Source organism: Flavobacterium sp. 38 (assembly GCF_057799715.1).
This window is the reverse complement of record NZ_JBYNWZ010000001.1, coordinates 307,968-326,407: the sequence shown is the minus strand read 5'-3', so window position 1 is coordinate 326,407 and position 18,440 is coordinate 307,968. Positions and strand designations below refer to the sequence as shown.

The following is an 18,440-nucleotide window of genomic DNA, read 5'->3' as shown; positions in this document are numbered from 1 at the left end:
TTTTTGGTGAAACTCCAAAAAGCTATTGAAAAGTAAGCACTTAATATTATTCTTTTTATCTATTGTTTTTTTTGGCTGTACCAAGAAAATCGAAGGAAATAAGGATTTGCATTTATCAAAAGATAGCCTGTCTTCTTATCTATCATTAGCAAATGATATTAGTCTTCCATTTAAATATAAGCAGCGATATAATCAAAAAGCATTTCTTATTATAATAAGGCAAAAAGACGATTCACTTAATAAAGTGAACCTTTTTAAAATTGCCAATCGATATTATAATATGAATGACTGGAAGTCTTATAAAGAAACAACAAAATTAATTTTAGAGAGAGCAAAAAAATCGAAAGATTCTTTGCACATGGCAAAAGCCTATAGTTATTTGGGGGATTATTATGAAAGTAAATCAATCTCAGACAGTGCTTTCCTAAATTATTTTAAAGCAGAAAAAATTTATCTACAAATTAATGATAAACTAAATCTAGCTAAAACTTTTGTAAGCAAAGGAAACCTGCAATATAATGAAGGAGATTACTTTGAAAGTGAAATAAGCGTTTTTAAAGCTCTACGGATTCTAAAGAAAGAAAAAAATGTAAATAATCAACTTTATGATTGTTACAACTTATTAGGAATACTTTATAATGAACAAGAAGAGTTTGATAAAGCTCTTGATTTTCATGAATTAGCATTGAATATTTTATCGGATAATTCGATTCCTGCAGATTATCAGCTAAAGTCAACATCATTAAATAATATTGGATTTGTCTACTTGAGGATGCATAATTATAATAAAGCTAAACTGTATTTTCAGAAAAGTATAGAGCAAAAAAATTTGTATGAAGAAAATACGACTTTGTATGCTATTGTATTAGATAATTTGGCTTACTCAAAATTTAAACTAAAAGAATCTAAAGGGTTGCCAAAATTGTTTTATGACGCCTTAAAGATTAGAGATAGTTTAGGATTAAAATCGGGTGTTGTATTGAATAAAATACATCTATCAGAATATTATGCTTTTAAAAAAGATACTTCAAGAGCAATTCAATTTTCAAAAGAAGCTTTAAGCCTATCTAGGCGTACAGATAAATTAGCAAATACATTAGATGCTCTTAAGCAAACTGCTGCTGTTGATCCCAAAAACGCTTTAATTTATTCAAAAGAGTATATCAAGATTAATGATAAAATGCTAAAAGCAGAACGCAAAATGGGAGAGAAATTCTCCCGTATCGAGTACGAAACCAACGAAATAAAAGACCAAAACTCCAATCTTCAGGAAAAAAATAAAACTTTGGTTTATGTATTTAGTATTTGTACATTGCTCGGGCTGTTTTTTTATGTTTATAAAACCCAGCAAGCCAAAAACCGTGAGCTACTTTTTAAACAGCAGCAGCAGATTGCAAATGAAGATATCTACAATTTGATGATTTCACAACAAAATGAAATTGAGCTTACGCGAATAAAGGAAAAGAAAAATGTTGCGCAAGAATTGCATGATGGAGTTTTGGGACGAATGTTCGGTATTAGGATAAGTTTGGATAGTTTGGATAAATTAGATGAAGCCGAAGCGAGTTTGAAAAGAAAAAAATACCTGAACGAACTCAAAAATGTGGAGCAGGATATTCGAGAAATTTCGCATGATTTAAATAGAGAAAAATCAGAATTAATTAATAATTTTGTTTCGATTTTAAATAAACTGTTTGAAGATCAGCGAAATACGTATAGTTCGAAATTAATTACCGTTTTTCATCCTGAAATTAAATGGGATTTGATAAGTAATATTAACAAAATCAATCTGTATAGAATTGTTCAGGAAGGGCTTCAAAACTGTAATAAATATGCGAAGGCAGATATTATTAAGGTGCAATTTCAAAAAGAAGATGATAATCTGGTTTTAACTATCGAAGATGACGGAATTGGATTCAATACCAGTAAAACCAAAAACGGAATTGGTTTGCATAATATTGAATATAGAGCGAAAGAATGTAAGGGTATAGTTACGATAAAATCTGCTCCAGGAGAAGGAACAATCCTAATTATAAAAATCCCAATAGACCCAAATAATAACCTGCATAATGACATTTGATTTAACCGCCTCAGTTCCGCCACTTATAAAAAAGAATATTCTAATAGTAGACGATCATCCGTTTATTATTGAAGGATATAAAAATGCTATAACCCGTTATAATCCAAAACAATATGAGTTTTTAATTTCTCAGGCGCATGATTGCAAGTCAGGTTATGATATAATTGAAGATGTCAACACTCCTCATTTTGATATTGCTTTTTTAGATATCAGCATGCCTCCTTATGAAGAAAAAGAGATTTTTTCGGGCGAAGATCTGGCAAAATTGCTTTTGAAAAAAATGCCTTCGTGCAAGATTATTCTCTTGACGATGTATACCGAATTACTCAAAATTAAAACCATCATCAGGACAATTCAGCCCAACGGTTTGATCATAAAAAACGATCTTACTTTTGACGAATTGCTTTTGGCTTTTGATAAAGTAATGAAAAATGAAAAATATTACAGCCAGTCGGTTGTAAAAATGCTCAATCAAACCACTCATAATGCAATCGAAATTGATCAATATGATAAGCAGATTTTGATTCATTTAGGAAAAGGAGCTTCAATTGAGGAAATGTTGCAAAACATTCCGATTTCTTTGAATGCCATCGAAAAACGAAAAAAACATTTGAAAGAATTATTAAAAATCAAAAACGATTCTGATCTGGATTTGATTAAAGAAGCAAAAAGTAAGGGACTTTTTTAAATATAAATTTCAAATAAAAAATTCCAAATTCCAATGTTGGTTGAGCCAATTGGAATTTGGAATTTTTTTATTGGAGTTTCTTTAAATTTCACTCAAAGCATCCCATCCGCGTGCTTTTAAAGCAATTTTTGTATTCGCGCGGGTTACAAGATGTATTCCTTCATTTTCTTCTGCCATGTGTCCGATAACAGAGAAATTCGGATTTCCTTTTATTTTGTCAAAATCATTAATGTCAATCGTAAATAGAAGTTCGTAATCTTCGCCGCCATTAATAGCAACTGTGGTACTGTCAATATTAAATTCTTCGCAAGTAGAAATAAACTGCGGATCTAGTGGCAATTTATCTTCATATAAATTACAGCCTACTTTAGATTGTTTGCAGATATGCATAATTTCAGAAGATAATCCGTCTGAAATATCAATCATCGCGGTAGGTTTTATTTCTAAAGCATGAAGCAAAGTGCGTACGTCTTTTCTCGCTTCAGGCTTCAATTGGCGTTCTACCAAATACGTATAAGGATCTAAATCTGGCTGATTGTTTGGGTTAACTTGGAAAACTTGTTTCTCGCGTTCCAAAACTTGTAATCCCATATAAGCAGCGCCAAGATCTCCAGTTACAACCAACAAATCTGTTTTTTGTGCTCCGTTTCTGTAAACGATTTCATTTTCGTCAGCTTCACCAATTGCCGTAATGCTAATGATTAATCCTTTTTGAGATGAGGTTGTATCACCGCCAATAACGTCAACTTTGTATTCTTTCGCAGCAAGCGTAATTCCGGCAAACAATTCTTCTAAAGCCTCAAGCGGAAAACGATTTGAAACGGCAACCGAAACCGTAATTTGAGTCGGTTTTGCATTCATAGCACAAATGTCAGAAACATTTACCACGACCGCTTTGTAGCCTAAATGCTTTAAAGGCATATAAGCCAAATCGAAGTGAACTCCTTCAATAAGTAAATCTGTCGAAACAACTACTTTTTTGTCTTTAAAATCAAGAACGGCTGCATCGTCACCAATACTTTTTAAAGTAGACTCTTGAGTAACATCAAAGTTTTTGGTTAAATGCTCAATTAAACCGAATTCGCCCAATTGTGCTATGCTAGTTCTCTGCTGATTTTTATCTTCAATCATTTCTGTTAAGTTCCAAAGTTATTAAGTTGCAAAGGTACAAAGGATTTTTTTAAAGCTTCTAAGTTTTTAAGTTTCTAAGCTCCTGAGATTTTATAAACGTCCTGTATATCTGTAGAGACGCACTGCAGTGCGTCTACGCCCCGTATGTCCGTGCCGTTTATACACAGTCTGTATAACGTCTGCGCACAGGATTTCCATGTCGTTTTATTGGGAGGAAAAATAATTTTAAAATATTTTTTTGCTGCTGACAAACTGTTGTCACCGACCCATTTTAATTTTGACATATAGAAATTTTAAAACTTTAAAACCATGAAAACATTAGCTGCACAAGTTATTACACCAGAAGATTTATTGAAACATTGGCAAGGTCATAGAGCTTTAACACGTCGTGTAATTGAAGCTTTTCCAGAAAAAGATTTCTTCGAATTTTCGATTGGAGGAATGCGACCTTTTGCAAAACTAGTTGACGAACTTTTAGCAATTGCGGCTCCTGCATTGAAAGGAATTGTAAACCGCGATAGCAAACCGTATACAGAAGGGGAGGAAAAGTTAATTTTTAAGGCGCAATATCTTGAAAAATGGGATCAAGCTACAGAAGAAATCAACAAATACTGGGAACAATTGTCTATTGAAGATTTTAGCGAAACTTTTAATTTATTTGGTCAGTATGAATTTCCTATTATCCATAATATTTTGTATTTTGTTGATAATGAAGTGCATCATCGCGGTCAAGCTTACCTATATTTAAGAGCTTTAAACATTGAGCCTCCATTTTTCTGGGAAAGACCATAATTTTTAATTAAATTAAAATTTTCGACTATGAGTTTAAAAAGAATAATGTCCAATTATGCAGATTATAATTTATGGGTAAATCAGCAATTTGTGAATTGGCTTTCGCCTAAATCAGATGAACTGCTTTATACCGAAATGCCGTCAAGTTTTTCGACTATTATAAAAACACTCGATCATATCTGGTCTACTGAAGAATATTGGTTTTCTGTCATTTCCGAATCTTCATTATTAGAAAAGAAAGAAGAGAGCGAATTGTCAAAAGAAGAAATATTTGCTGGATTATTAAATTCGTCTACAAAATTGAAACATCTTATCAATTCATTGTCGGATGAAGATTTAGAAAAAGAAGTAAAAATTGTAAATCCGTGGTTTGAGTGCGAACTGCCCATTTCTGAATATTTACTCCAAGTTATAAATCACGGGACTTACCATCGAGGCCAGATTGTAACAATGGGACGAAATATCGGAATTACAGATGCTACAAACACCGATTATAATTTTTATAATGTTGTAAAACATCAATAAATCTATAAAAAAACTCCTGAGATTTTCTCAGGAGTTTTTTTATAAAAGTCGTTTTTTGTTAATTTCTAATAATTCTAAAACCCTCGTTTTGAGAGATTCTGGTTCTAGAATTTTGGCATAATCGCCAAACATCAAAAACCAGCGCGGAAAACCGTCTTGCAAACTATGAGACATAAACGTCATTTCGATTTCGTCGCCTATTTCTTTTTGAGAAATAAATCCGTGGTATTTCCTTTCGGTAACCAGATATCGTGCGATTTTTTTTTGAACTAAAATTCGAACCTTTGTGGTCGGAATCGTTTCGTTTTTGGTTAAATAAGTTTCCAGAGAATCATGTTCGATCGTGAAATCAAGTTCTGTTTTTTTAAGTTCCAAAATTCTATCCGTTCGAAACTGACGGTAATCTTTTCTGAGGTGGCAATATCCTAAAAAATACCAGCTATTATGATCGTGAAAAACGCCGACAGGTTCTATATTTCGCTGAGTAGTTTCGTCTTTATCAAAAGTTTTATACGTTAAAAGAATTTGCTTTTTCTCGGCAATACTTTCAAACAAAACCGCCAAAGTATTCGGCGAATTATCATTAAACATCGGTTCTCCATCCTGCATTACAATTCTCGATTCGATGTTCGAAAGATAATCTTTATCGTTACTTCTCAAAACCGATTTTAGCTTGTACATCGCCGATGCGTAATGTGTCCCTAAAGAAGGATCAGTAAATTTCTGCATCAGTTTTTCTGCTGCGATAAAACTGCTTACTTCTTCGCGCGTAAACATAACAGGCGGAAGTCGGTAACCTTCCATCAAAGCATAACCAACTCCGGCTTCACTATAAATAGGAACTCCCGAAGCCTCAAGCGTTCTAATATCTCTGTAAATGGTTCTTAAACTGCACTCAAAACGATCGGCTAATTCCTGTGCTTTCACAATCTTTTTAGATTGCAACTGAATGAGAATAGCAACAATTCGGTCAAATCGTTTTGGGGTTTCGTCCATTTTTAAGGTTCTAAGATTCTGAGTTGCTAAGTTACTAAGGTTTGGTATTTATAGAACAAAAAAAGCTGTCCCAAATTGAGACAGCTTTCGATTTTAAATTGTAAAAAAATTAAAATCTATACAATAAGCCAAATTTCGGCTGATCGAAGATATTTTCAAATAAATTGATGTTTAACTCGAAAGTATTTGATGATGGACCATTTTCAGGAGATACACTATTATAAGATAAAATATCTGCCAAAGTAAAGGTAACAGCAATGTTTTTGGTTACAAAATAGTTTAACCCAATATTAATGTTAGCAGTTACACTATTGTCCGTGTCTTCAATTCCTTCAATTTCTGTTTTATTTCTTCCATAACCTAAACCAAGCTCTCCATATGCTTTAAAACGTTTTTTATCTAGCTCCAATACATAATATCTTGCAAAAGCGCCTATACCAAAAATATCCGTTTTAGTTTCGGTAGATTCATATTTGTCACTCGAAAAGCTAACTTGCCCTCCGACAGCGAATTTGTCATTTAAGAAATATCCAAATTTTGGATTAAGTGCATAAAAATCGCGATCTCCTCCTGTACTAATTTGCACAGAACCTTCAATGAACATATCTCCGTTACTAAAAGTGATACCTTTTGCAGAGTTCATTTCAGAATCAACTTGGTCTTGCTGTGCATTTGCGAAACAAAAGGTAAAAAGTGCTAAAATAACTGATAATTTGGTTTTCATAATCTTACATATTTTTAAATTGTTTGTAAGATTAAAAATACAATACATGCTTCGAAAAGCCTCGAAGTTTAGTCGAACGCGTTAATATTGAATCTTTCAAGGTAAAATTTGGATAAATTTGTAGGTTTTGTCTTTTTAATTTAATTTGGAAAACAAACAAAAAAACCAACAACTTTCGTCATTGGGTTAGTATATATTCTCAATTTGGTAACTGTTAAGCCTTAAATTTTCTAAAGGATTGAATCATTTCATAAATGCCGAAAGCAATTACAATTTTTCCAAAAATAAAAATCAGCCAGCTAAATGGACTAGTTAGGTAAGTTCTACCATTATCTAAAGGGTTATAAAAATCTGTGACAAGAAAAAATCTAAATAAACCTGAGATAAATCGACTTAAATTCATCCAGTTAAATAAGTCTATTTTATATTCGTAATTTTCGCAAATGAAAAACAATGAATAGAGAATTAATCCAGAAAGCAGAGTAAATTTCAAAGCTCTTTTCCAATCTGTACCATATTCAGAAACTATATCGCTTATCAATAAAATGAAACCATCTCTTCTTAATTGAATTGGTTCTCTTGCTCTATGAAGTAAATGATTTTTATCTTTTTCAAATTCTTTTAGTTTTCTCTTAATATCATCTCTGTAGGCATTGAACTCATAAACTCTGAAACGATTATAATCAATTCTATTTTCTGCTTTTTGAAGTTGTTGTTTTATTGTTCGAATTGTTCTTCTATCACAATTATTAATTTTTTTAATTTGAATGTCGTCGAAAAAAGCTCCTTTTTCAAAGTTTGTTTTATCTATTTCAATAATATCAAAATTTGTCTCTTGAAATGAAACAAAGTCTTCGAATTTAGTTTTTTCAAATCTTATTTTTTGAATTTTTGATTTATCAAAATCAGTGAATTTCTTAAAATCGCAATTTGTGAACTTAATATCGCTGTCAGTCTCATTATTAATAGATTGAAAAGAGGCGCTACCAACAAATGTGCATTTGTTAAAATGAGTTTTATTATTGAATTTAGTTTCAAAAAAAGTAGAAATTGGAAAATCACAATTAGTAAAAAAACTACTCGATTCAGATAAGATAGTATTTCCTAAATAATCAAAGTAATCACTAAAGATGCAATCTGAAATTAAAACGGAGTTTAATGTAGATCTCTCCATTGTAAAACTTTCTATAGATTTTAATCCTGAAATTTTTAAGGAACCATTTTTAAATAGAATATTTTCAAATTCAAGATAGTTTATTTTTCCTCTATTAATTCTTACTATTCCAGATTCAATGATATTTGGTTTTATATTATTACTGTCGCGATTGTTTTCTTGGAACGAAATAAAGTTTGTGTTGCAATTTCTTATTTGAAATAACTTATTATTTATTACACAAGAAACAAATGTAAATGAACTAACATTACAGTAAGAAAATACAATGTCACAAAAAAAACTGCAATCTTCAAAAGCAAACGAACTCTCATTGTTAATTTTTTCACCTTCAATACCTTCGAAAACAATTTTTTTTCCTTTAAAAACAATATTCTTAAATGCTAAATTTGCATTTAAGAACATTTTGCTATACAGAATTTCTTTGTGAATATTAATGACTAGATCATTAAAATATTTGTTGCCAGTTTTAATCATTCTTTCGAATTCTTCACCGCTTATTTCTTCCATTTTGTTGTCATATTTTATTTTCAAATCTAAACAAAAAACCCAACAACTTTCGTCATTGGGTTCCTCTATATTCTATATTCTTTCCTCTATTTTCTAAAAAAGGAACTAGTCATTCAATTTCAAAACAGCCATAAATGCTTCTTGAGGAATCTCAACATTTCCTACTTGACGCATACGTTTTTTACCTTTTTTCTGTTTTTCCAAAAGTTTACGCTTACGCGAAATATCTCCACCGTAACATTTTGCGGTAACGTCTTTACGAAGTGCTTTGATTGTTTCACGAGCGATAATCTTAGCTCCAATTGCAGCCTGAATCGGAATATCAAATTGCTGTCTTGGAATTAATTCGCGTAATTTCTCGGTCATTTTTTTACCGATGTTGTATGCATTGTCTTCGTGAATCAAAGCAGAAAGTGCATCTACTGTTTGAGCATTCAAAAGAACGTCCAATTTAACCAATTTAGAAGTACGCATTCCGATTGGTGAATAATCGAAAGAAGCATAACCTTTAGAAACTGTTTTTAGACGATCGTAAAAATCAAATACAATTTCGGCTAAAGGCATGTCGAAGTTTAACTCAACACGTTCTGTTGTTAAATAGGTTTGGTTGGTAATTAAACCACGTTTTTCTATACATAAACTCATTACGTTTCCAACGAAATCGGCTTTTGTAATGATGGTAGCTTTAATAAAAGGCTCTTCAACTCTGTCTAGTTTTGAAGGCTCTGGTAAATCTGATGGGTTATTTACTACTAAAGGTGTTTCTGGATTTTTCTTAGTATAAGCTAAATAAGAAACGTTAGGAACTGTAGTAATAACTGTCATATCGAACTCACGCTCTAAACGTTCTTGGATAATTTCCATGTGAAGCATTCCTAAGAATCCGCAACGGAAACCGAAACCTAAAGCGGCAGAACTTTCTGGAGCAAAAACCAAAGAAGCATCGTTCAATTGTAATTTCTCCATAGAAGAACGTAAATCTTCGTAATCTTCAGTATCAACAGGATAAATTCCGGCAAATACCATTGGTTTTACATCCTCAAAACCAGTAATCATATTCGTTGTTGGTACTTTTGCATCGGTAATTGTATCACCAACTTTTACTTCACGCGCTTCTTTAATTCCAGAAATTAAGTAACCAACGTCTCCTGCAGAAACCACATTTTTAGGAACTTGATTTAGTTTTAAAGTTCCGATTTCGTCAGCAAAATATTCGTTGTCAGTAGCCATGAATTTAATTTTCTGGCCTTTTTTGATTTCTCCGTTTACAACTCTAAAGATAACCTCAATTCCACGGAATGGATTGTAAACAGAATCGAAAATCAAAGCTTGCAACGGCTCTTCTGGATCTCCTTTTGGAGCTGGAATTTTTTCGATAATAGCAGCAAGAATGTTCTCAACACCAAAACCAGTTTTTCCAGAAGCATGAATAATATCTTCTAATTTACATCCTAATAAATCGATAATATCATCACTAACTTCTTCTGGATTAGCACTTGGCAAGTCTACTTTATTTAAAACTGGAATAATTTCCAAGTCGTTTTCAAGCGCTAAATATAAGTTTGAAATCGTTTGTGCCTGAATACTTTGTGCAGCATCAACAATTAATAACGCTCCTTCGCAAGCCGCGATAGATCTTGAAACTTCGTATGAAAAGTCAACGTGTCCAGGAGTGTCAATTAAGTTTAAGATATATTCTTCGCCCTTGTATTTGTATTCCATCTGAATGGCATGACTCTTAATGGTAATTCCACGCTCGCGCTCCAAGTCCATGTTGTCAAGCAATTGTGCTTTTTCTTCACGAGCTGTAACGGTTTGTGTAGCGCCCAAAAGCCTGTCTGCTAATGTACTTTTACCGTGGTCAATGTGTGCAATAATGCAAAAATTACGTATCTTCTTCATTTGTATATATCAGTTCTCTAAAACGAGTTTTAAGTATTTTTTGGGTTCAAAAACAGACTAAAGCAATTGCTTTAAGCATGTTATTAAGGCGCAAAGATAGCGCAAAGTTTTGGATTCTGGAATCTAGTTGAAGGATAGTTGAGCGTAAAGAATTAAAAATGGCATTAAAATTCAAAATTGAATCCTTTTTCTGTTAATTTCTTGTACATTTCGGGGTCAAATTTATAAAGTTTGGCCGCTCTGTGCGAAACATCTTTTTGCTTTTCATCCAATGCGGTAAGCAGTTTCATGTGAAGCACTTTTCTTCTGAAATTAGATTTGTCCAATTCGATTCCTAAAATCTCTTCGTACAAATGCATTAACTGCAATAAAGTGAATTTTTCGGGCAGAAGATTAAATCCAATTGGTGCTTGGCGCACACGGTTTCTCAATTGCAATAAACTAAAATCTAGAATTTCGTTATGGTCAAAAATCAGTTCCGGAATTTCATTGATTTTGTACCATTTTGCTTCGATAACTTTTAAACTCGCTTTGATATTATAATCTTCGCGATTTACCAGCGTATAATAACCAATGGTAACAACACGTCTTTCCAAAACACGCTGCGGATTTGTAAATGCTTTCAGCTGTTCCAAATAAATATCTTCAAGTCCTGTAAGTTCCTGCAAAATACGTTGTGCGGCATTGTCGGCACTTTCATCTATTTGAAGCCATCCGCCAAGCAAACCCCATTTACCCATACTTTCGCCTTGAGCGTGCTGAACCAAGAGAACCTCGAGACTCTCTTTGTTAAATCCGAAGAAAACACAGTCAATTGTGATTCCGTCAACGGCTGGTTTATGATGATTAGTAGTTGTTTCAGTCAATTTGTTGTTGTCGTGTTATTAAAATCAGAATTCAAAATTGAATCCTTTTTCAGTTAGTTTTTCATAGATTTCTGGATCAAACTTGTACAATTGTGCCGCTCTGTGCGATACATCCTGCTGTTTTTCGTCTAATGCCACCAGAAGTTTCATGTGAAGAATTTTTCTTCTAAAGTTTGGTTTGTCCATTTCGATTCCTAAAATTTCTCCATACAAATGCATCAATTGCAATAAGGTAAATTTCTCTGGCAATAAATTAAAACCAATAGGAGTTTGGCGAACTTTATTTCTCAAATGTTTTATGCTGTAATCTAAAATTTCATTGTGATCGTAAATCAGATCTGGAATTTCGTTGATTTTATACCATTTCGCATCCGAAGCGGTAAAACCTGCTTTGATGTTATAATCTTCTCTTTTTACAAGAGCATAATATCCGATTGTGATAACGCGTCGAAGCGGAAAACGATCTGGATCTCCAAATGCTTTCAGCTGTTCCAGATAAATATTATCAAGACCCGTAAGCTCATTCAATAAACGATGAGCAGCATTGTCTGTGCTTTCTTTTTTATAAATCCATCCACCTGGAAGTCCCCACTTTCCTTTACTGATACCTTCGGCATGCTGCACCAAAAGTACTTCAAGACTGCCTTTGTCAAAACCGAAAATTACACAGTCAATCGTGATGGCATTCATCGCGCTGTTTTCATTTTTCTGAGCAGTTTTGTCGTCTACATTTTCAACCATATATGAGATAAATTTTGACAAATTAAATAAATAAAATCATTATTAACCTTTTTGAAAGCCTTATATTTTTTTTAACGAAACAAAATTTTGAAAATCAAGCATTTAAAAATGTGCTAAAAAACTGCTTTGTTTGTGAGTATTCTTAAACGGCTGATTGTCAATTTTATAAAACGTTGTTTTTTCTTTAATAATTATTTCAATTCTTGTTTAGATTTTACAACATTAATAAAAATGAATCAGGATTAATCAGAATCGAAAAAAAATAACCCTAATATTTTGTTAATATAGAAAATTTGTTTTACACTTGTAGTCAAATTTACCATAAGATAAATTCAAATTGACTATAAGTTTAAAAGGCAAAGATAAAACTTAACTTAAACTTACCACAATTGTTTTTTTAAAAGTTGGTTTCGATTGGTTTTTGGATGTTGAGAACAACAGCAAAAAGTAAAATTAAAATCGGCTTTGATAGGATGAAGATTTAGTTTTCAAAATATCTGCTTATAGTCGTTGCAAGTACTAAATGTTAGAAATGAGATTCAGGCCCTCATTTTTTGGCATGACCTGCTTGGGAAGTTTTTCAGATTTCTCTTAGGGTAAAGATTACTAACTATAACTTAAACTTAATCAATTCTTATTATGAAAAGCAAAAATTGTATTAAAACAACAAAGCTTCCATATTTTATGGCGGTGCTGCTTAGCGTATTTATGATGCAGTTTGGATTTGCTCAAGAATCCAAAACTGTAAGTGGGACAATCACCTCTTCCGAAGACGGATTTGGAGTTCCAGGTGCAACTGTACAAGTACAGGGAACAAAATCGAGTACTGTTACCGATTTTGATGGAAAATATAAAGTGGAGGCTAAAACAGGAGATGTTTTGGTAATCACTTTTGTGGGTTTCAAAACACAGAATATTACGGTTGGAACTCAAAAAGTTGTCAATGTAGTTTTGAATCCAGAAACTGCAGAACTTAAAGAAATCGTAGTAATTGGTTACGGTACTCAAAAGAAGAAAGTAAATACTGCTGCAACTTCATTGGTATCTGGAAAAGATATCCAGCAAGTTGCCAGTCTTGATGTTGTAAATGCTTTACAAGGTCAGGCTTCTGGAGTTTCTGTAACTTCATCTTCTGGCCAGCCGGGAGCGAATATGGTGGTAAATATTCGTGGAGCAGGTACAGCAGGAAACAGCGATCCTCTTTATGTGGTTGATGGTGTAGTGGTAGATAACGGAATTGGATATCTTGATCCGTCTGTTATTGAAAGGATTGACGTTTTGAAAGATGCTTCTGCAGCTTCTATCTACGGAGCAAGAGCGGCAAACGGAGTTATCTTAGTTACAACTAAAAAAGGAAAAGATGGTAAAATGAATGTGTCTTTCAGCTCTTACACAGGTTTTCAGCAAATTGCTAAAAAACTGGATTTGATGAATACACAAGAGTATACAACAATCATGAACGAAGCTCGTGTAAATTCTGGATATGCTCCATTATATTCGAAAGAGCAAATTGCTGGATTTCCAAATCATGATTGGCAGAAAGATCTTTTTAACGAAGGTGCAATGAAACAAAATCACTCTCTTTTGATTACTGGAGGTGACGAAAAATCTACCATTGCAACTGGTTTGTCTTACTACGGACAGGAAGGTATGATTGGTGGTTCTACCAATCAATCTCAATACGATCGTGTTACTTTTTCTGTAAATTCTACTTCAGAAGTAATTAAAGGTTATTTGAAAATTGGTGAAAACTTTACATTATCAAACATCAAATCAAGCGGTGTTGCAGATGACGGAATCTACAGCAATGCAATTAGAAGCTTCTTAAACGCTGCGCCAATTGATCAGGCGTATGACGCAAATGGAGATTTTGCTCGTTCTATCATTTCTCAAGATATCAGCAACCCTGTTGGATCTTTATATTACAACAACTTCAACCAGACTAAAACAAATCGTTATGTAGGTAACATTTTTGCTGAATTGAAATTTGCAAAAAACTTTACTTTCAGAACAAGTTATGGTGTTGATATGACAGATAGCAACTACCGTTCTTTCAGACCTGTTTATTCTCTTTCATCAAATGATAATAATACAGTTTCTAGCGTAACGCAAAGTGCTACAAAATCTTTAGGATGGATTTTTGAAAACACACTTCAATACAAATTCAACATTGCTGATGCTCATAATTTTGATGTTTTAGTTGGTACTTCTGCTAAAAAGAACACTTCAGATTATATGGAAGGTCAAGGAAGGAACTTGATTTTTGATGATTTTGAGCATGCTTATTTAGATAACGCAAAAGACCCAACATCAAATGTGGTAAAAGGAAATCGTAAAGATTATGCAATTCAGTCTTACTTCGGACGTTTATTGTACGATTACAACAATAAATACTTATTCTCTGCAACAGTTCGTCGTGACGGTTCATCAGAATTTGGTCCAGACAACAAATATGCTATTTTCCCATCGTTCTCTGCGGGATGGAATTTAGATAAAGAAGCTTTCTTCAAAGAAAATAAAGTGTTGAATACTTTCAAATTAAGAGCAAGCTGGGGACAAAATGGTAACGACCAATTTGGTAGAAGATTTGCTTATTTGTCTACTGTAAATTCAACAGACAAAACGTATCACTTCGGAACTGGCGACGAAACTTTATTAGTAGGTTCAAGCCCAGATCAGTTAGCAAACCGTAACCTTAGATGGGAAACTTCTGAACAGTTAGACTTAGGTTTTGATGCTACATTGTTCACAAACTTTACTTTAACGTTCGATTACTATGACAAGAAAACTAAAGATTGGTTAGTATTGGCATCTATCCCAACTTATGCTGGAGCAACTGCACCTTACATTAATGGTGGTGACGTAAGCAATAAAGGTTTTGAAATTGGATTGTCTTACCGTACACGTTTTGGAAAAGATTGGAATTTTGCAGTAAATGCAAACCTTTCTCGTAACCAAAATGAAGTTTTGAGAATTGCAAACAACGAAGGAATTATTCATGGAGAATCTAACGTATTATTCCAAGGTTTAGACGAAATGAACCGTGTTGAAGTTGGAAAACCAATGGGTTATTTCTATGGATTAAAAACAGATGGACTTTTCCAAAATGCAGCTGAAGTTGCAGCGGGCGTTCAGCCAAATGCACAGCCAGGAGACGTTCGTTTCGTAGATTTAAATAATGACGGAAAAATCGATGCTAACGATAAAACACAAATTGGTGATCCGAACCCAGATATTAACTACGGTGTTAATTTAGAATTATCATACAAAGCTTTTGATTTCTCTATTAATACTTACGGTATCGCTGGAGGACAAAACGTTTTTGGAGTTCACGATTATACTCGTGCTTACACAAACAATACTACAGAAGTATTAGGCAGATGGACAACTGAAGGAACTTCTAACAGAATTCCAAGAGTAACTTACGGAACAGACGATAATGGGAACTATACTAAATTCTCTGATTTGTATATTCAGGATTCTGATTTCTTCAGAATTAAAAATGCTACAATCGGATGCGATTTGACGAAGTTAACAAACAAATTAAGTTTCTTCTCTAAATTCAGATTGTATGTGGCAGGAAACAACATTTATACTTTCACGAAGTACAAAGGAATGGATCCAGAAATTGGTTTCGGAAACGTAAACCAATCTTGGGCTAAAGGAATTGATGTTGGATATTATCCGCAGCCAAGAACCTATATGATGGGTGTAAATGTTAACTTTTAAATTTTGAAAATCATGAAAACATATATAAAATTATTCGCCCTTTCAAGCTTACTTGTTTTGGGTTCTTGTTCGGAAGATTTTTTAGAAAATGAACCATATACAGATAAAGTAACGGAGAATTTTTATAAAACTCCATCTGACGCTTTTGAAGGCTTAGTAGCGGTTTACGATATTTTGCAAAGAGAGGCTTACGGTACGCAATTGATCGTAAGTGAGCAAGCTTCTGACAACTGTTTCGGCGGATTTGGAATTGCAGATCCAACAGTAGATTTGCAATGGGATCGCTTTCAATACAATACAGATAAAGATATGAATGCCTTAACGTGGACAAACTCTTATCTTGGAATTTACAGAGCTAACATTTTGTTAGAAAATCTGGATAAAGTAAACTGGGGAGCAGACACTGCTTTAAAAACTCGTTACGAAGCTGAAGCGCGTTTCTTAAGAGCACACTTTCATTTCCAAGCTGCAAAAATGTTCGGAGATATTGTTCCGTTAGATCATACTGTAACTACAAGTGAGTTCGAATTGCCAAGACAAGCACCAGAAGTTACTTATGCTTTAATTGCAAACGATTTAAAATTTGCTGCAGACAATTTAGGGCCAGAAAATTACTCGCAAGCAGGCAATGCAAACTACGGACGTATTACAAAATGGGCAGCTGAAGCTTATTTGGCTAGAACATTTTTATTCTACACCGGAGCTTACAGCAAAACAGATTTGGCTGGAGTAGTTTCAAAAACAGAAGTGGTAACTTATATTAATGATGCTGTAAATAATAGTGGTCATGGTTTAGTTGCTGATTTTGCTAATCTTTGGTTAGCGGCTTCTTTCGAAAATTTTGCTGGAGAAGACAATACGGAAATGGTTTGGGCGGTTCGTTTTAACGGATCAGGAAAAGGAAACTGGGATCTTCATGAAGGAAACCGTTTCCAAGTAAACATTGCGCCACGTGGTGGAGCAATCGGAAGATATGCAACAGGATGGGGAGGAGCAACGGTTAACCCTAAATTGGTAAATGCTTACGAAACAGGAGATTCTAGAAAAGCAGCTTCGTTTATTGATTACGCAGGCGAAAATTTAAATTTTGATGCTCAAGCGAGAGAACAGCGTCAGTATACAGGATATTCTTGGAAAAAATATTGTCCAATTACCAACGCAGCAGGAACAGCAGTTGTTGAGGCAAACGGAGGAAATTTCCAAATTGATAACTATCAAGATTATGCAATTATTCGTTTTGCAGATGTTTTATTAATGGCGGCTGAATTGAATTTGGGTACAAACGATGCATTAGCGCAAACAGATTTAGACAGAGTTCGTGATCGTGCTTTCAAAAACACAACACATAGAATTCCGGTAACTAAAGCGGTTATTATGGAAGAGCGTCGTTTAGAATTGGCATTGGAAGGATTACGTTATTTTGACTTAATCAGACAAGGAATGCCAGCGATGAAAGCTGCGATTGATAACAATACTGGAGACTCTCAGTTTGCAGTAACCTTTAGACCAGAAACTTTAGGATGGTTTGCATTGCCACAGTCTCAGATTGTACTTTCGAACAATACTATTCAGCAAAATCCAGGTTGGAATTAATTTAAAACAAAATGACTATGAAACGTATATTATATATTTTAATAGCAGCTGTTACGATTGGTTCGCTGTTATTTTCATGTGAAGCAATTGACGATCGCGAAAGCCTTCCAGCAGTTACTTTGACACCAGAAACCCTTAAGTTTTCTATCACTCAAGATGCTACAAACAAAAATCTTGTAAATTTTAAAAGTGATGACCCAACTGTTATTGCATTTTGGAAATATGTAGATGCATCAGGAAATGAATTAGGACATTCGAACAAAAGCACAGACCAAGTAATCTTACCTTTTGCTGGAAAATATAAGATCTATTACACAGCTTACACAAGAGGAGGTTCTGTAGAAGCAGCCCCGGTTGAAGTAAATGTTCCAGAAAATGATGAATCTTATTTTAGAGATCCAAAATGGGAAATGCTGACAAATGGTGTTGCTGGTAAAACTTGGGTTTTAGATTTCGTTGATCCAGTAGGATGGGCAGGTTTAGATTACCCAGCTGCATCTGGAGATAACTGGAGCTGGCTACCAGACTATGCAAGCAATTCTTGGGTAATGGCAAATAAAGATTGGGGACAAATGTATTTTGATTTGAATGGAAATTATAATACATCGGTTACGCAAACAGCGATTGCAAACAACACTCAAACAACAAAAAAAGGAACCTATTCATTTGATATTGCAAATAATAAATTAGTTTTTAATGGTGGAGTAGAAATGCTTTATGGTGGAGACTATTATGGAGACTGCAGCAACTGGATCAGTGTAAAAGTAGTTGAGCTTACAGCAACTTCTATGAGACTTGCTGTTATACGAGACAAAAGTAGAACTGGTGAAGGAGTTTGCTTAATTGTATTCCACTACAAGCCAAAATCATAAGTTAGTTAGTTTTGAAGTCTCAGTTTTAAACATGTTTCTAATATGCTTTAAGACTGAGACTTAAATTATTTTATGAAGAAATAAATGAAATCGTTTTTTATTTCTATCTTCAAATTCCAA

14 protein-coding genes are annotated in these 18,440 nt (G+C 33.6%); 7 read left to right on the top strand and 7 right to left on the bottom strand.

Annotated features, from left to right (window positions below):
• The first annotated feature begins 25 nt into the window (after positions 1–25).
• Together AC3E9W_RS01420 and AC3E9W_RS01415 are read left to right on the top strand one after the other, a co-directional pair.
• Positions 26–2,080: a tetratricopeptide repeat-containing sensor histidine kinase gene (locus tag AC3E9W_RS01420; protein WP_488766432.1), complete on the top strand. Its 2,055-nt coding sequence runs from the start codon at positions 26–28 to the stop codon at positions 2,078–2,080.
• Positions 2,070–2,768: a response regulator gene (locus AC3E9W_RS01415; RefSeq protein ID WP_488766431.1), complete on the top strand. Its 699-nt coding sequence runs from the start codon at positions 2,070–2,072 to the stop codon at positions 2,766–2,768. Before AC3E9W_RS01420 ends, AC3E9W_RS01415 begins: the two co-directional genes overlap by 11 nt.
• Positions 2,769–2,849: 81 nt before the next feature.
• Here AC3E9W_RS01415 and thiL read toward each other — a convergent pair whose 3' ends face one another.
• Positions 2,850–3,899, bottom strand: coding sequence for a thiamine-phosphate kinase (gene thiL / locus AC3E9W_RS01410; RefSeq protein WP_488766430.1), 1,050 nt, complete (start codon positions 3,897–3,899; stop codon positions 2,850–2,852).
• Between the two features lie 309 nt (positions 3,900–4,208).
• On the opposite strand from thiL, the gene AC3E9W_RS01405 reads away from it, so the two are divergent.
• Complete coding sequence (locus tag AC3E9W_RS01405; RefSeq protein WP_488766429.1) at positions 4,209–4,691, top strand: DinB family protein; 483 nt, start codon at positions 4,209–4,211, stop codon at positions 4,689–4,691.
• 27 nt (positions 4,692–4,718) lie between these two features.
• Positions 4,719–5,216 (top strand): DinB family protein, encoded by a 498-nt coding sequence (locus tag AC3E9W_RS01400; RefSeq protein WP_488766428.1) that lies wholly within the window; start codon positions 4,719–4,721, stop codon positions 5,214–5,216.
• A 39-nt stretch (positions 5,217–5,255) separates the two neighbouring features.
• Here AC3E9W_RS01400 and AC3E9W_RS01395 read toward each other — a convergent pair whose 3' ends face one another.
• From AC3E9W_RS01395 to AC3E9W_RS01370, 6 genes are all read right to left on the bottom strand, one after another.
• Positions 5,256–6,212, bottom strand: a complete 957-nt coding sequence (locus tag AC3E9W_RS01395) for a helix-turn-helix transcriptional regulator (protein WP_488766426.1) — start codon at positions 6,210–6,212, stop codon at positions 5,256–5,258.
• Positions 6,213–6,321: 109 nt separating this feature from the next.
• Entirely contained in the window at positions 6,322–6,936 is a 615-nt protein-coding gene (locus tag AC3E9W_RS01390) for an outer membrane beta-barrel protein (protein WP_488766425.1), read from the bottom strand.
• Positions 6,937–7,150: 214 nt separating this feature from the next.
• Positions 7,151–8,617 carry a hypothetical protein gene (locus tag AC3E9W_RS01385; protein WP_488766423.1) on the bottom strand — a complete coding sequence of 489 codons (1,467 nt, stop codon included), beginning with the start codon at positions 8,615–8,617 and terminating at the stop codon, positions 7,151–7,153.
• Positions 8,618–8,722: 105 nt separating this feature from the next.
• On the bottom strand, positions 8,723–10,519 hold the full coding sequence (gene lepA, locus AC3E9W_RS01380; RefSeq protein ID WP_488766422.1) for a translation elongation factor 4: 1,797 nt from the start codon (positions 10,517–10,519) through the stop codon (positions 8,723–8,725).
• Positions 10,520–10,683: 164 nt separating this feature from the next.
• Positions 10,684–11,385, bottom strand: coding sequence for an NUDIX hydrolase (locus AC3E9W_RS01375; RefSeq protein ID WP_488766421.1), 702 nt, complete (start codon positions 11,383–11,385; stop codon positions 10,684–10,686).
• Positions 11,386–11,409: 24 nt separating this feature from the next.
• Positions 11,410–12,126, bottom strand: a complete 717-nt coding sequence (locus AC3E9W_RS01370) for an NUDIX hydrolase (RefSeq protein ID WP_306153638.1) — start codon at positions 12,124–12,126, stop codon at positions 11,410–11,412.
• Positions 12,127–12,765: 639 nt separating this feature from the next.
• Here AC3E9W_RS01370 and AC3E9W_RS01365 point away from each other — a divergent pair.
• The 3 genes from AC3E9W_RS01365 to AC3E9W_RS01355 are packed head-to-tail and all read left to right on the top strand — an operon-like array spanning position 12,766 to position 18,320.
• Positions 12,766–15,855, top strand: coding sequence for a SusC/RagA family TonB-linked outer membrane protein (locus AC3E9W_RS01365; protein ID WP_488766419.1), 3,090 nt, complete (start codon positions 12,766–12,768; stop codon positions 15,853–15,855).
• A gap of 12 nt (positions 15,856–15,867) precedes the next feature.
• Positions 15,868–17,448 carry a RagB/SusD family nutrient uptake outer membrane protein gene (locus tag AC3E9W_RS01360; protein ID WP_488766417.1) on the top strand — a complete coding sequence of 527 codons (1,581 nt, stop codon included), beginning with the start codon at positions 15,868–15,870 and terminating at the stop codon, positions 17,446–17,448.
• 17 nt (positions 17,449–17,465) lie between these two features.
• Positions 17,466–18,320, top strand: a complete 855-nt coding sequence (locus AC3E9W_RS01355) for a hypothetical protein (protein WP_488766416.1) — start codon at positions 17,466–17,468, stop codon at positions 18,318–18,320.
• Positions 18,321–18,440: the final 120 nt, after the last annotated feature.

Excerpts from the sequence above, each read along its gene's own strand:
- AC3E9W_RS01355 (WP_488766416.1), top strand. The coding sequence starts at position 17,466 with ATGAAACGTATATTATATATTTTAATAGCAGCTGTTACGATTGGTTCG.
- AC3E9W_RS01390 (WP_488766425.1), bottom strand. The coding sequence starts at position 6,936 with ATGAAAACCAAATTATCAGTTATTTTAGCACTTTTTACCTTTTGTTTC.
- AC3E9W_RS01395 (WP_488766426.1), bottom strand. The coding sequence starts at position 6,212 with ATGGACGAAACCCCAAAACGATTTGACCGAATTGTTGCTATTCTCATT.
- AC3E9W_RS01360 (WP_488766417.1), top strand. The coding sequence starts at position 15,868 with ATGAAAACATATATAAAATTATTCGCCCTTTCAAGCTTACTTGTTTTG.
- thiL (WP_488766430.1), bottom strand. The coding sequence starts at position 3,899 with ATGATTGAAGATAAAAATCAGCAGAGAACTAGCATAGCACAATTGGGC.
- AC3E9W_RS01400 (WP_488766428.1), top strand. The coding sequence starts at position 4,719 with ATGAGTTTAAAAAGAATAATGTCCAATTATGCAGATTATAATTTATGG.
- AC3E9W_RS01370 (WP_306153638.1), bottom strand. The coding sequence starts at position 12,126 with ATGGTTGAAAATGTAGACGACAAAACTGCTCAGAAAAATGAAAACAGC.
- lepA (WP_488766422.1), bottom strand. The coding sequence starts at position 10,519 with ATGAAGAAGATACGTAATTTTTGCATTATTGCACACATTGACCACGGT.
- AC3E9W_RS01385 (WP_488766423.1), bottom strand. The coding sequence starts at position 8,617 with ATGGAAGAAATAAGCGGTGAAGAATTCGAAAGAATGATTAAAACTGGC.
- AC3E9W_RS01415 (WP_488766431.1), top strand. The coding sequence starts at position 2,070 with ATGACATTTGATTTAACCGCCTCAGTTCCGCCACTTATAAAAAAGAAT.
- AC3E9W_RS01365 (WP_488766419.1), top strand. The coding sequence starts at position 12,766 with ATGAAAAGCAAAAATTGTATTAAAACAACAAAGCTTCCATATTTTATG.
- AC3E9W_RS01405 (WP_488766429.1), top strand. The coding sequence starts at position 4,209 with ATGAAAACATTAGCTGCACAAGTTATTACACCAGAAGATTTATTGAAA.